Here is a 14,710-nt window from a genome sequence, read left to right as displayed (position 1 = left end):
GACAGCTACTGCCCGTCATGTTACGAATAGACGGGGAAGCCACCCGTCTCGCCGCAATTCTGGGTATCCGCGGAGGATTGCTAGGTTGAACTTTGGCTCATCGTCCGAGCCAAGACTTGGAACTGCGCGCGTCGCGCAGAGAAGGAGTTCACGTGGCACAGGGGAGTGACCAGGTCGAGCAGCTCAAGAGGCTGATCCAGAATTTCGTGAGCCAGCTCGATACACCGAGCATGCCCTACGTGAACGAAGGGCTACTGGGAACGGCGACTCTGACGCAGATGTCCGACGCCGACAGAGAAGCGGGCAAGCCCGGTTTCGCCCTAGACTCCCCGCTCGGAGGAGAGCCATTCGCGGTGCTCAACCCGGGGCAAGCGTCGCAACTCAGGCTCGAAGCAACCTCGCTGAAGCGAAGTGGGCGCTACCTCGAATCTGCGGAGAAGACCATTGAGTCTTTCCGGCTGGATGGTCATTATGACCTCGTCAACCTTCGGAATCTCTGGAAGACCGCGCTCTGCGGCGGTGACGCGCGCGGCGCGATTGGTCTGATCAACAAGGCGGTCTCAACGTATGACCGGTACGAGATCGCGCGGCGCCACGAACAGCTGCCATACCCGCCGCAGGACGATTTGGCTGACGTACTAGAGGCTCTGGCGACGGAGCAATCGTGCCAGGCTAGGCTTCAAGCCTTCTCCGGAAATCCCGCATACGTGCTTCCGCGACCGTATCGGGAGATGAGGGCTGACCTTCAGGGACTGGCCTCCACTCCCGCGACGTCAAAATCCGCCTCTCAGACATCGTCTGGTGGGTGCTATGTCGCAACTGCCGTCTATGGAAGCTACGACGCACCAGAGGTTCTGGTGCTTAGAAAGTTCCGAGATGAGCGCCTTGAGAACACAGTGCTAGGACGCGCCTTCATCGCGACCTACTATGCGCTCAGTCCGACACTGGCGCGGCATCTGCCGAGGTACCGGGGCGTGAGCGGCTGGGTGAGGCGCCGGCTCGACGCCGTCGTTGATCATCTGCAGACTCGGCCGTAGTAGACCGCAAGAGTCATAGCTCGCAACGTTCTGAACGCCTCTGACGGGGAGTGCCCAGAACCAGGGTCTCTCGCATGGGCGTCGCGAGCGATCGGGATTTCCTCATCACCCGCACACCGCACACCAATGGGAAGGTGGTCCGGGCGGAGGGGTGGGGTCATCTCCCGATGCCGCCGCGGGACGCCACGATGCTCTCCGGTGACCGCCGGCGGGGGATGAAGGCCTCGGCTGCGGTCTGGGCGCGGCGCGCGCGCTGGTAGTCGCGCGCCTGGGTGCGGTCGGTGATCTGGCGTGGGTCGCCGAGCGCGGTGGGTCCGGTCACGTCGTACTTGGCGCGGTACGCGACCAACGTCTCGAGGACGCTGCGTGGCACGTTCCGGGTCCAGGTCTCTCGGGATGCAACCGCCGCGTGCGCCTCGGCGCGGACGGCGTCCGCGATGAGGAGCTCGCGTTCCTGAAGTGCACTGGCATACTCCGCCGTGAAAGGCCCCGTCGGGCGCGTGAGGAGACCGACGACAGTGGTGCGATCGCGACCGCCCGGGACGGGCCACCGGGCCGCGCCGATCGACACGGCGTGTGCGGCGATGGTCTCGTACTCGGCGATGAGCCGCCGAAGCGAGCAGTGCTCGTCGACCGCGACGCGCAGAGTCTCGGTCGCGGTCGGTTCGGCACCCACGCGGGCCATGACATCGGCCAGCCGTGCCCCGGTGGAGCGCGGAGGAAGGGTATCGCCGTGATGATCAGTCCCCGGTTCCGAGTCCAGGTAGATGTGGTTCGCGGTCGCGCCACGCGTCATCGCGACGTAGAGCTGCTCGCGGGTGGCGCGATCCCCGTCGATGATTGCGTGCGCGGTGTCGACAGTCATCCCCTGCGCTCGGTGCACGGTGATCGCGTATCCGAGCTCGACGTTCGCCTCGACGTAGCTCGCCGGCAGGACAACTGCACCGCCGAGCTTGCCACCGCGTGACAGTCGCCGCACAGCGAGAGATCCATCGTCGAAGGTCCGCACGACGCGCCAGCGATCACCGTTCTTGACCCATCCGGATCCTGCGATGAGTCGCCGGTCGTTGAGCCGGGTGACGATGTCGTCGCCGGTCCCGGCACAGTTGCCATCGTGCAACGGCACCCCGTCGGCCGCGACCTCGCCGGTGGCGACGCGATCTGCCTGTGCGCGGGCCCCCAGCATCCCGACCGTGGTGGCATCCGCAGCGATCATGACCGTCGACCGTCCCGCTTCCTGGTCCGTGCGCCAGGCGCGGTACGCGAGGTCAAGAGGGTCCTCCGCTTCGTGGATGCGATGATGCTGCGCATAGTCGTCGAGCACGTCGGAGGAGCCGGTGCGCAGTCCGAGGGTGGCGGTCTTCTCCCAGTCGAACCGGAACCGTCGCACGTCGGTGAGTTCGGGTGCGTCCTCGATCGACCGGGCGACAAGTCCGAACGCGCCGCCGGTCTCGACAGCCGAGAGCTGAGCCCAGTCGCCTACGAGCAGCACCTTCGCACGGGCATCCTGTGCGTGCTGCACGAGTCGGACGAGCAGCAGGGTGCCGGAGAGCGACGCTTCGTCAACGATCACGAGCTGGCCGGGGGAGAGGTTCCAGCGGCCGACGGCGTGCTCGAACGACCATTTGGCGGTGTTCTCGGTGTGGATGCCAATGCTGTCGGCGAGTACGTCGGCGGCGGCTGCCGAGGGCGCGAGTCCGACGACAGAGCCAGCGCCGTGTCGTGACTCCCACGCCGCGCGGAGGGCACGCAGCGCGGTGGTCTTCCCGGCGCCGGCAGGTCCGACCAGCACGTCGAGCAGGCGACCCGATGTCGCGATCCGGGTGATGGCGAGGGCCTGGTCATCGTCGAGAGTGATGCCGTTCAGGTCGGGGAGGAGCGCGAATCGCTCCATGTGCCTATGCTCGAGTGCCGGGCCTCCTCCGCTCGTCGCGGCGAGCAGCCGAGCTTCCGCGTCGAGGATTGCCTGGGACGAGTAGGCGGCCTCTTCGCGGGGCGCGAAGGCGGGCGACCCGTCGGGGAGGGTGAACGCGAGCGGCACCTGTCGGTCGTACTGCGGCGTGAGCCGCAGCGAGGCATCTTCAGCGCGGCCGACGACGGCATCCAGCACCATCTCGCGGTCGAGGGCGGACGCGAACCGGATGCCCTTGGTCTGACGTACCGCTTCGGCCCACAGGTTCCAACGCCCCCACACGGCGCGCTTGTCTTCGACGACCATGCGCGTGACGACCGCGAGGTCGTCGAGCACCTGGGCTGTGAGGTCGTCCGCGCGGAGCACGGCATCCGTCGCGTCCGTCTCGAGCAGCGTGCGCGCCCAGGTCGTGGCATCCTCGCCGAGCAGCTCGGTGGCGCTGGCGCGCCAGGATGCCGTCAACTCACTCAGTGAGCGGAGGGTCTTGTCGGGGCGGGTGTCGAGTGTTGCCTGCTGGCGGAGCCGGATCGCGACGCGCGACGACGGCTGGTGGCCGTACCGTTCGGCGTAGTCGGTGATCAGTTGGTTCTTGCGCGCCTCGATCCCCGATGCATCCTCCGAGCCGCGTGATCGTGTCGAGAACGCGTCGATGAGGGATGACTGCACCCCCGCGATCTCCCACCCGGCGTTGCGGTCGCGTCCCTTGTCGCGCAGCGCCCACGAGACCCCGAGCACGTCGCGCAGGCGATCCATCAGCACCGCGTCGTACATCTCCGACAGGGCGACCGTCGCCTTGTGCAGCGGGTTGCCAAACAACGTGCGCCACACCCCGTCCGGACCCATCACGTGATTCGCAATCACGACGTGCGTGTGCAGTTGCGGGTCGCCCGTGCGCGAGTCGTAGTGGTCGTACGCGGCCGCGACCACGCCCTGCACCGGCACCCGCGCAAACCCGTTCGTGCCGATCCTCGTCACGGCGACACGCCGCTCGAGCGCGTCGACGATATCGCGCACCGCCGCGTGATGAGCTGCTGCAATGAGCGATTGCGTTCCCGCATCCGCCACACCCCACAGGACGCTGACGGATTTGGGTGGAGAGAACGTGAAGTCGAAGCCCGCAACGGCCTGCCGAGTCGGGGTTGCACGCTCCGCGCGCCCCGCAACCCCTCGACTCGTGTCGCGACCGTCAGGCGCGCGGTGCCGTGGCGGCTTTGTGTATGTCGCCGGCGCCTTACCGAGCAGCAATCGTGTGAGCGGATCGCGACCCTCGCCGACGAGAAGCCGGAGTGCATCCTCGGTCACAGTGTCGCCCTCGGCGAGGCGCCCAACCGCGTCGTGCCCCAGCAGCGCGACCCCCTTGCCGAGCCACATACCCGGTGGCGTGCCAGCCTCGGTGTAGTAGCGCGTCAACGGCGTACCGAGGTCCCTCAGCCCGTCGCCAGCGGCCACCGACCGCAGCAGGTAATCGACGCCGTTCGTCGAGGTCATCTTGTGCATCGTTACGACCACAGCCACGCACCTTCCTGTCACGCGGGCACGCGGTGTGCCCGTCACCAGGTAGGTGCGCACGTCGTCCCCGTAAGGCGTCCGATCAGCCGTCGGCGCGGCGATGAAAGACGTGTGGTTCGAGACGAGCGGGTGGGACGTGACGATGTGAAGGGTGGGGATTCGAGCGGAAATCCGCGGGGCGGGGTGAGACGGATGCCGGCCGGCTCGAGTCCAGCCGGGACGTTAGCGACGGAAGGAGGCCCGACTGGGCGGATTGCGGAATGGTTCCGATGAGTGGCGCTGGGAGGTGATTTGAGCTACCCCGACGGCATGACGGTCTTCATCCCTCGCCAGATTCATTTTCAAGATTCTCTACGAAAAGTTTTGCACTCCGACAACTTCCGTGTACGCTCGTAGTTGTCGGGAGCAAGAACTTTTCAGCAAGGAGGACGACGTGCATCAGAAGGAGAAGAGCGATCGTGTCGGTCGGGCGATCCACCTCATCGACATCGAGAACCTCTGTGCCTGTGGTCGGCCGACGATCGAGCAGATCGAGTGGGTCCGCGCGGAGTATGTCTCACGGGTTGGACTCAGCGCATCTGACCTCGTCATCATCGCATCTGCGCACGCCAACGCTGTCAACGTTCATCGCGGGTGGTCAGGCGCCAGGCAGCTGATCGGGTCCGGCCCCGACGGCGCGGACCTGTGCCTCCTCGGTGTGATGATCGATGAGAATCTGGCGGAGCGATTCGAGAAGATCTACGTCGGCTCTGGTGACCACATCTTCTCGGAGCAGGTTGCGAGACTCGCCGGAGATGGTTCAGAAGTCTCGGTCGTCAGTGAACCTCACCAGCTTGCTCGGACGATGCGGATGGCGGCCCACCACGTCCTGTACTTCCCAGCCAACCCGTTCGCTGCGGCTCTGCCCGCGTGACAGAGGAACAGAAGATGAACCCCGACGACCTGGTATCGCTGAGCGACATCGCCATCATTGCTGGCGTCAAGATCTCTACCGCGAGCAATTGGAAGAAGCGCTTCCGCGACTCGTTCCCTCCTGAACTACCCGATCCTGAGGGCGGAAAGCGCGCGCGATACGAGCGAGCCGCGATCGAGGCTTGGCTAGCCGCCAACCCTCAACTCGCGACGGTTCAGCAATTGGGCGACGCAGAGTCACGTGTGTACGACGCGCTCCGGGGACAGTTGAGGGTGGACCAGTACGCCGACGTCATCGGTGGCCTGCTCATCGTGCTCAGGAGCGCTCCAGCGGTCGCTAGTACTTTGGATCGTGCGGAATGGATCGAGGTGCGCAACTCGATTCCCAACGACCTCCAGGATCTGATCCCCGAAGTGATCTGGGATCGCCTTGACACCGTGACGCTCCGGAGGGCGCTTGACGTGCTCTCAGTTGTCGAAGAGCCAGCAGAGTTCTATCGCAACGTCATTCGCCGGGCAGGATCTCAAAAGGGTCAGCAGGCCTCCGAGGTCACCACCCCCGACGTGCTCGCCGAGTTTATGCTCGCGATCGCGCCAACGGGAGGACGATTGGTCTTTGACCCGGCCGCGGGAACTGGCGGACTGCTCCTCGATGCGCTGGATCGCGGACTCGCGCAGTACGCGGACGGCTATGAGATCGACGAAAGCGCCCTGCGAATCGCACGTCGACTCTTCCTCCTGGCTGATGCGCCAGCACATATTGCCTTGCGAGACAGCTTTGACGTCGTCGGCGAGCGGGGACCCACGGCCGACTTGGTGTTGTGCGATCCACCGCTTGGAGCTTGGTGGCGCAATGACAACCCGCGCGCACGTGGCTGGCGATACGGGGAACCACAGAGCAGCAGCGCGGACCTCGGCTGGGTGCAGATCTCGCTCGATCATCTGTCCCCTACCGGAACGGCTCTCGTTGTCACGACGTTGGGTGCGTTGCATCGTCTCGGTCGGGACGCGGAGATTCGTAGCGGCCTCCTTCGCGATGACCGCGTCAGAGGGATCGTTGTACTCCCGGCGAGGTTGCGCTCCAACACGGCGATTCCGCTCGCCGTATGGATCCTCGGTGATGCTGGCACTTCACCTGGCACGGTGCTGCTGGTTGATGGCTCGGAGTTCGATTCGAGCGAACTCGGCCCCGAGGGCCGACTCGCCTCGATTACCAAGGCTGGGCTGTCTGGAAAGTTCGATGACCTCGACCCGACCATCGCGGTGCCTCGTCGCGTGCTCGACCTTCTCACTCCGGCTGTCAACCTCCTTCCGTCGAAGTGGACCGACATACCCGGAGACGAAAAGGCTCCCGAGGAGTGGGCAGAGCTGGTCAATGCGGCAGTTGAGAGTGCAAACCAGTCGCTGGGGCGTGCCGCGCCGCATCTTCGCCAAGTCGACGTCGTGCCGGCGGACATCGAGAAGCGGTGGGTCAGTATCGCCGAGCTTCGAGATTCGAAGGCGATTGAGGTGATCAGGGGACGCTATCTCGAGAGTTCGAGCGATGCGGAGGGACCACTTGTCCTGAATCCGCGCGTGTTCACGGACGGCTATGACATCGACGCGCACGATCAGCGCGTCGCAGACCCACGGCGCGCTGAGTCGATGCGACTGATGCCTGGTGATGTCATCGTCTACCCGACGGCAACAAGCGTGAATGCTCACATCTGGGATCGCGACGGCTGGGCGGCCGGCTCGCACGTCGACGTGATTCGTATTCGTGACTATGACGTCGTTGATCCAGTCTTTCTGTCAGCGGCGCTGCGCCACCCCCGAAACCGTCGACACATTATCGACAGCACCCTTAGGGCGAAGATGAAGATTGAGGATCTCACCGTGCTCCTACCCCCAGTCAGCGACCAACGAGCCTTTGCGGAACTGGACTGGACCGCGGCACAGCGCACGCGCGAACTCCAGGAGGCCATCTTGAAAGTGTTCGCAGCGCGCCAGGCAGTAGCCGAGGCGGCGACGAATGGATCGGTTGTCGTTAGGAGCGCGTCGGTTGTCTGATTCAGTCCAGCCGGATGCTTCCGGAGTCGAAAGGAATACCTACGTGCCGCTATCCACCGGTCGAAGCGTCGAGAACGTGGTGATGCCGCGGTGAGCGACTCCCACAGCACCCTGCCCGAACTCGAGCAATACCTCGCCCGAGCAGCCGACCTCCTGCGAGGCAGCATCGACCAGGCTGACTTCAAGGCCTACATCTTTCCGCTGATGTTCTTCAAGCGGATCAGCGACGTCTTCCTCGAGGAGTTCGAGCAGGCGCTCGACGACTCCGCCGGAGACCACGAGTTCGCGACGTTCGCCGAAAACCACCGCTTCGCTATCCCCGACGGCAATCTCTGGTCGGACGTGCGCGAGAAGACCGAGAACATTGGGACCGCTCTGCAGACCGCGTTCCGCGAGATCGAGAAGGCCAACCCCGAGACCCTCTACGGCATCTTCGGCAACGCGAACTGGACGAACAAAGACAAGCTGCCCGACCGTAAGCTCGCCGACCTGATCGAGCACTTCTCGACGAAGACGCTGAGCAACGCGAACGTCGCCCCGGATGTTCTCGGCAACGCATACGAGTACCTCATCAAGCGGTTTGCCGACCAGTCCAACAAGAAGGCTGGCGAGTACTACACGCCGCGCTCCGTGGTCGGCCTGCTGGTGAATATCCTCGACCCGCAGGAAGGCGAGAGCGTCTATGACCCCGCGTGCGGGACGGGTGGCATGCTCATCGAGGTCATCGAGCATGTGAAGGAGGCCGGCGGCAGCGCGAAGACCCTGTGGGGCAAGCTCTATGGTCAGGAGAAGGTTCTCGCGACGTCGGCGATCGCGCGCATGAATCTGCTGCTGCACGGCGTCGAGGACTTCAAGATCGTCCGCGAAGATACCCTGCGCAGCCCGGCGTTCTTCACTGGCAACCACCTCGCGCAGTTCGACACTGTGGTCGCCAATCCGCCGTTCTCGCTGAAGGCGTGGGGCGATGTCGAGTGGGCCTCCGATCGGTGGGGTCGCAATCAGTTCGGCGGAGTCCCGCCAAAGGGCTACGCCGACTGGGCGTGGGTGCAGCACATGCTCACCTCCGCCGACCCGAACACGGGTCGGGTCGCGGTCGTGCTGCCGCAGGGGGCGCTGTTCCGGCAGGGCGCCGAGGCGCGCATCCGCACCCACGTCCTCAAGGCCAAGAAGGTCGAAGCCGTGATCGGTCTCGCGCCGAACCTGTTCTACGGCACGGGGCTCGCGGCCTGCGTGCTGATCCTGCGCCACCAGAGGCCCGCCGAACAGCAGAACAAGGTGCTGTTCATCAACGGTGAAGACCTGATGAAGAAGGGCCGCAACCAGAACACTCTCGAACCCGAGCACGCGAAAGCCCTGTTCGACGCGTACCGCGGATTCGCAGACATCGAGGGGCGGGCCCACGTCGCGGACCTGGTCGAGATCGAGGGCAACGACTTTAACCTCAACATCCCGCTCTACGTCGCACCCGCTGACGCCGGCGAGAAGATCACACTCGCCGAGGCGCTGGCGAACCTCGAAGCCGCGCACGAACGCGCGAAAGAGACCAGGGCAGCGCTCGAAGCGGAGCTCGCGAAGTGGGGGTTGAGCGCGTGACCGGCCAGATCAGCCAGCGCGAGCTGGAGAACTACCTGTGGGGCGCCGCCGTTGTTCTGCGCGGACTCATCGACGCCGGCGACTACAAGCAGTACATCTTCCCGCTGGTGTTCCTCAAGCGCATCTCGGATGTCTACGACGAAGAGCACGCGGCGGCGCTCGACACCTACGGCGACGAAGAACTCGCCGACCTGCCCGAGAACCACCGCTTCGCGATTCCGGACGGATGCCACTGGCGCGACGTTCGCGCGGTGACCGAGAACATCGGCGCGACCGTGCTGCGGGCCATGCGGTCGATCGAGTCTGCTAACCCCGACACACTTCCCGGCGTGTTCGGCGATGGGGACTGGGGCAACAAGAACCTGCTGCCGGACTCCACTCTCGCCGACCTGATCGAGCACTTCTCGACGCAGACGCTGTCGATCGCGAACCTGCCCGAGGACGAACTCGGCAACGGGTACGAATACCTCATCAAGAAGTTCGCCGACGACTCGGGCCACACCGCGCAGGAGTTCTACACCAACCGCACGCTCGTGCACCTGATGACGCTGATGCTCGAGCCCCAGCCGGGGGAATCGGTCTACGACCCAACGTGCGGAACCGGCGGAATGCTCATCTCGACGGCGGCCGCGGTGAAGCGCCAGGGTAAGGAGTGGCGCAACCTCAAGCTGTACGGCCAAGAGCTCAACTATGGAACCTCGGCCATCGCCCGTATGAACCTCTTTCTGCACGGCATCGCCGACGGCCAGATCGCGCACGGCGACACCCTCGCAAGGCCCGCGTTCCTGAACAGCAAGGGCGGGTTGCACATGTTCGACGTCGTGCTCGCGAACCCTCCGTACTCGATCAAGACCTGGAATCGGGATGCCTTCGCAAAAGACCCGTACGGACGCAACGTGTGGGGCGTGCCGCCGCAGGGCCGCGCCGACTACGCGTTCTTCCAGCACATCGCCAAGAGCCTCGACCCCGAAACCGGGCGCGCCGCGATCCTCTTCCCCCACGGCGTGCTGTTCCGCCGCGAAGAGGCGGCACTCCGCGAAGCGCTCGTGAAGTCCGACCTCGTCGAATGCGTACTCGGACTCGGCGCGGGACTCTTCTACAACTCTCCGATGGAGGCCGTCGTCATCACGCTCCGCGCCACCAAACCCGCCGAGCATCGCGGCAAGGTGCTGTTCATCAACGCTGTCAATGAGGTCGCGCGCGAGCAGGCTCAGTCCTTCCTGCGCGACTCGCATCAAACGAGAATCCTCGACGCGTACCGAGGCTTTGGCGACGTTCCGCAGTTCGCGGCGGTCGCCACCGTCGGCGAGATCGCCGACAAGGGCTACAGTCTCGCGATCCCGCTGTATGTCGCTGGCGCGAAAGCCGCAGACGCGGGAGAGCAGATTGAGGTGGCCGACGCGCTGGCGAGCTGGCGACAGGCGGCGGGAGCCTCGGAGCACGCGCTCTCAGATGTGCTCGCGCTGCTTCGTTCGGAGGCGAACGCGTGAGCCTCGGCATCGACAAGTCCACCTGGCAACGCGTTGCGTTCGGCGATGTCGTGCGCAATGTCAATGAGACGGTGAAGGATGCCGGAGCCGGCGCCATCGACCGGCTTATCGCGATGGAACACATGGATCCAGGTGAGCTCAAGATCGAGCGCTGGGGCGATATCGCGAACGGAACGACGTTCACGCGCCGCGTACGCCCGGGGCAAACGCTGTTCGGCAAGCGCCGCGCCTACCAGCGCAAGGTCGCATATGCCGAGTTCGACGCGATCTGCTCTGGCGACATCTATACGTTCGAAGCGGACGAGACTCGGATTCTCGGGGAGTTCCTGCCGTTCCTCGTGCAGTCCGACCCCTTCTTCGACCACGCGCTCGATACCTCGGCGGGGTCGCTCTCACCGCGCACGAACTGGCGCGAACTTGCAGACTTCGAGTTCGAACTCCCGCCGCTCGACGAGCAGAAGCGCATTGCCAACCTCGTGTGGTCGGTCGAGCGCCACAGACAAGCTGTTCGCGGACAGGCAGCGGGCGCCGAGAAGCTAGCCGAGGAGGTCTTCAGCACCGAGCTTGCCACCGCGCCCGCCGAAAGGGTCGCCCTGCCGAAGTTGCTGAAAGAGGTGACCGTCGGCGTCGTCGTTCGACCGACGCAGTACTACACAAACGACCCGGCCGGAGTTCCCGCACTCCGCGGGCTCAACATCGCGCCCGGCGGATTTGACCTCGCCGACCTGGTGCGGTTCAGGCCCGAGAGCGCGTCGGCACTCAAGAAATCGACTCTCGTCTCCGGAGACGTCGCGATCGTGCGGACCGGGCGACCGGGAGACGCAGCCGTGGTCACCGACGACGTCGCGGGCTTCAACTGCATCGATCTGATCATTGCGCGCCCGGGGCCTGAGCTGGTGGCGGGCTTCCTCACCCTGTTCCTGAACTCGACCTACGGGCGGGCACAGATCGCACGACTCTCAGCGGGCACAGCCCAGCAACACTTCAACGTTGGTGCGCTCAAGAAGCTTCAGATTCCCCACTTCTCGGTCGAAGAACAAGGGGAACTCATTCATCGCGTCGAACTGGTTCGATCCACGAACAGCCTCTCGCATGCGGAGGCAACGCAACTCCGCAGGCTCAGAAACGCAATCCTCGCCGAGACTCTCGGAGGCAACTGATGGCACAGTTCAACGAGGCGAACTCCGTTCGTGACTTCGTCCGCGACCTGATCGCGTCTCCGGACGTGCAGTTCCTGCCGGGTAGTCAGCTGCCACGACGCACCGATGAGGTGCTGCTGGAAGGCCTCGTCACGGCTGCGCTGACGCGCCTAAACCCTGAGATCGCGGCTGATCCGCGTAAGGCGGATGAGGTCGTTCACGTGTTGCGTGCGGTTCTGATCTCGGCACGCAACAGCCCGCATCCGTTGGTCGCGAACGAAGAATTCATGGCGTGGCTGACGGGCCAGAAGTCGATGCCATTCGGTCCGAACGGCGAGCACACGACGGTGCGCCTCATCGACTTCGACCACCCGGGGGACCGCTCATCGAACCAGTGGATCGTGTCGACCGAGGTGACGTTCCAGGTGGGGCGGCTGGGCAAGCGGTTCGACGTGGTGCTCTGGTGTAACGGTCTTCCGCTTGTGGTGGGCGAGGCGAAGACGCCGATCCGTGCAGCGTATTCGTGGATCGACGCGGCCGCGCAGATCCACGACGATTACGAGGCGAGCGTTCCGCAGTTCTTCGTGCCGAACGTGCTGTCATTCGCGACCGAGGGTAAGGATTTCCGCTACGGCTCCGTCGGGATGCCGGTCGAGCTCTGGGGCCCGTGGCGCGAGGAGGAAACCGACCCCGACGCACCGGCGAAGGTCGGCCTCGAGGTCGTGAAGGACGCGGTGAATGGCGTGCTGTCTCCGGCAGCCGTTCTCGACTTCCTGCGGTTCTTTACGGTGTTTGCGACTGACGCCAAGCACCGCAAGATCAAGGTGATTGCGCGGTACCAGCAGTTCCAGGCGACGAATCTCATCGTGGAACGCGTGCTGCACGGGCGGATCAAGCAGGGACTCATCTGGCACTTCCAGGGATCGGGCAAGTCCCTGCTGATGGTGTTCTCAGCCCTGAAGCTGCGCGCGATGGCCGAACTGACGAACCCGACGATCCTGATCGTGGTCGACCGCATCGATCTCGACACGCAGATCACCGGTACGTTCAACGCTTCGGACGTCCCCGGCCTGGTCTCGACAGACTCGCGCAAGGAGCTGCAGACGCTGCTGACCCAGGGTGCGCGCAAGATCATCATCACGACGATCCACAAGTTCGGCGAGATCGACGGTGTGCTCGATGACCGGCACAACATCATCGCGATGGTCGACGAGGCCCACCGCTCGCAGGAGGGCGACTACGGGCAGCGGATGCGCGAGGCGCTGCCGAACGCGTTCCTGTTCGGCCTCACCGGAACGCCGATCAACAAGCGCGACCACAACACGTTCATGTGGTTCGGGTCGCCCGAGGACGAGGGCGGGTACCTGTCGCGGTACTCGTTCCAGGACTCGATCCGCGATGGTGCGACCCTTCCATTGCACTTCGAGCCGCGGTTGTCGGAAATCCACCTCGACCAAGAGAAGATCGACGCCGCGTTCGAGGAACTCGTCGCGGAGCGCAATCTCACCGAGGGCGAGAAGATCACCCTTTCGAAGAAGGCAGCGTCCATCGAAGTGCTCATCAAGGCCCCCGAGCGCATCCGACAGATCGCCGACGACGTGGTTACGCACTTCACGGAGAAGGTCGAGCCGGAGGGGTTCAAGGCGCAGCTAGTGGCCTACGACAAGGCATCCTGCGTTGCGTACAAGGAAGCGCTCGACACGATGCTGCCGCCCGAAGCATCCACCATCGTGATGTCGAAGGCACGCACCGACCCCGGGTCATGGGCGCAATGGACACCTGGAGCCGACGAGCTGGAGCAGGTCGTCGCCCGTTTCAACGACCCAGCCGATCCGCTGAAGATCATCATCGTGACGGCGAAGCTGCTCACGGGGTTCGATGCACCGATCCTTCAGACGCAGTACCTCGACAAGCCGCTCAAGGAGCACACACTTCTTCAGGCGATCACGCGCACAAACCGGGTGTACCCGCCGAGCAAGACCCACGGGCTGATCGTCGACTACCTCGGCATCTTCGACGACGTCGCCAAGTCGCTGGCATTCGACGAGGCGGCAGTCCAGCAGGTGATCTCGAACATCGAGGAGCTGAAGTCGGAGCTTGCGCCGGCGCTGGCCGCAGCCATCTCGTTCTTCCCTGGCGTGGATCGGTCGATCGGCGGCTACGAGGGTCTCATCCAGGCGCAGGCGGCGATCGCAAACGAGGGAGTAAAGGACGCGTTCGGGCTCGCGTACAGCGTCGTCTCGCAGTTGTGGGAGGCTCTCAGCCCTGACCCGATGCTCAAGGACTTCCGCGACGACTACAAGTGGCTCACGGATGTCTACGAGTCCGTGCGGCCCGCCGACATCACCGGTCGTCTCGTTTGGCATGCGCTCGGCGCGAAGACGATTGAGCTGATCAACGAGAGCGTCCACGTAGAGATCCCGCATGGCGACGAGACGATCGTTCTCGATGCACAGACGATCGAAGACCTGATGACCGGCAAGCGCAAGGACGTCTCGCCCGAGCAGATCGAGAAGCAGATCACTGCCCGCATCGCACGCCACCTCAACAACCCCGTCTTCATCGAACTCGGACAGCGACTCAACGCCCTCCGTGAGAAGTACGCAGACATCCAGCAGTCCAGCCTCGACTTCCTTCGCGACCTCCTCGAGCTCGCCAAGGACACGGTCGCTGCCGAGAAGGCAGATAAGGAGATCCCGCGTGAGGAGCGGGGAAAGGCTGCGCTCACCGAGCTGTTCGAAGCCCTCAAGGGCGACGAGACGCCGATCATCGTCGCGAACGTGGTCGACCGCATCGACGAGGTCGTGCGGGCCGTGCGGTTCGACGGGTGGCAGTCGACGATCGCCGGCGACCAGGAAGTGCGGAAGGCGCTTCGGCAGACGCTCTACGTGCAGTTCAAGATCCGCGACAACGACGTCTACGAGAAGGCGCTCGGCTACGTCAGGGAGTACTACTGATGAGCAAGTCCTACGCATGCTCGCGCGCGCGAGACGTCCAGCGACTCTCGGAACCGAAATGAGCTGGCGAGAAATCAACCGTCTCAGACGGATCGGGTCCGCGCGGTACTGG

8 protein-coding genes are annotated in these 14,710 nt (G+C 64.5%); 7 read left to right on the top strand and 1 reads right to left on the bottom strand.

The window, feature by feature from the left end; genetic code table 11:
- Window positions 1-152: 152 nt before the first annotated feature.
- The gene (locus tag ABZ477_RS02640) at window positions 153-1,037 is read left to right on the top strand and encodes a CFI-box-CTERM domain-containing protein (RefSeq protein ID WP_360127400.1); all 885 of its coding nucleotides are present in this window, start codon (window positions 153-155) and stop codon (window positions 1,035-1,037) included.
- 157 nt (window positions 1,038-1,194) lie between these two features.
- Here the strand turns inward: ABZ477_RS02640 and mobF are convergent, their stop codons facing one another.
- Window positions 1,195-4,446: a MobF family relaxase gene (gene mobF / locus ABZ477_RS02635; protein WP_360127907.1), complete on the bottom strand. Its 3,252-nt coding sequence runs from the start codon at window positions 4,444-4,446 to the stop codon at window positions 1,195-1,197.
- A gap of 445 nt (window positions 4,447-4,891) precedes the next feature.
- Here mobF and ABZ477_RS02630 point away from each other — a divergent pair, with 445 nt between their 5' ends.
- The 6 genes from ABZ477_RS02630 (at window position 4,892) to ABZ477_RS02605 (ending at window position 14,598) form a co-directional block, all read left to right on the top strand.
- The gene (locus ABZ477_RS02630; RefSeq protein ID WP_360127397.1) at window positions 4,892-5,371 is read left to right on the top strand and encodes a hypothetical protein; all 480 of its coding nucleotides are present in this window, start codon (window positions 4,892-4,894) and stop codon (window positions 5,369-5,371) included.
- A 14-nt stretch (window positions 5,372-5,385) separates the two neighbouring features.
- Window positions 5,386-7,419 (top strand): N-6 DNA methylase, encoded by a 2,034-nt coding sequence (locus tag ABZ477_RS02625; protein ID WP_360127394.1) that lies wholly within the window; start codon window positions 5,386-5,388, stop codon window positions 7,417-7,419.
- Window positions 7,420-7,509: 90 nt separating this feature from the next.
- Window positions 7,510-9,012: a class I SAM-dependent DNA methyltransferase gene (locus tag ABZ477_RS02620; protein ID WP_360127391.1), complete on the top strand. Its 1,503-nt coding sequence runs from the start codon at window positions 7,510-7,512 to the stop codon at window positions 9,010-9,012.
- Window positions 9,009-10,502: a class I SAM-dependent DNA methyltransferase gene (locus ABZ477_RS02615; RefSeq protein ID WP_360127388.1), complete on the top strand. Its 1,494-nt coding sequence runs from the start codon at window positions 9,009-9,011 to the stop codon at window positions 10,500-10,502. The genes ABZ477_RS02620 and ABZ477_RS02615 overlap by 4 nt, the downstream gene beginning before the upstream one ends.
- Window positions 10,499-11,662, top strand: coding sequence for a restriction endonuclease subunit S (locus ABZ477_RS02610; RefSeq protein WP_360127385.1), 1,164 nt, complete (start codon window positions 10,499-10,501; stop codon window positions 11,660-11,662). The genes ABZ477_RS02615 and ABZ477_RS02610 overlap by 4 nt, the downstream gene beginning before the upstream one ends.
- Entirely contained in the window at window positions 11,662-14,598 is a 2,937-nt protein-coding gene (locus ABZ477_RS02605; RefSeq protein ID WP_360127382.1) for a type I restriction endonuclease subunit R, read from the top strand. Before ABZ477_RS02610 ends, ABZ477_RS02605 begins: the two co-directional genes overlap by 1 nt.
- Window positions 14,599-14,710 lie beyond the last annotated feature (112 nt).

It is taken from the genome of Microbacterium sp. NPDC019599 (assembly GCF_040632175.1).
GTDB lineage: Bacteria > Actinomycetota > Actinomycetes > Actinomycetales > Microbacteriaceae > Microbacterium.
The sequence above is the reverse complement of the archived record's forward strand: the minus strand, read 5'-3'. Positions and strand labels throughout refer to the sequence as shown.

Bases quoted from the DNA above. Each gene is read 5' to 3' on its own strand.
- mobF (WP_360127907.1), bottom strand. From the start codon at position 4,446: ATGCACAAGATGACCTCGACGAACGGCGTCGATTACCTGCTGCGGTCG.
- ABZ477_RS02625 (WP_360127394.1), top strand. From the start codon at position 5,386: ATGAACCCCGACGACCTGGTATCGCTGAGCGACATCGCCATCATTGCT.
- ABZ477_RS02605 (WP_360127382.1), top strand. From the start codon at position 11,662: ATGGCACAGTTCAACGAGGCGAACTCCGTTCGTGACTTCGTCCGCGAC.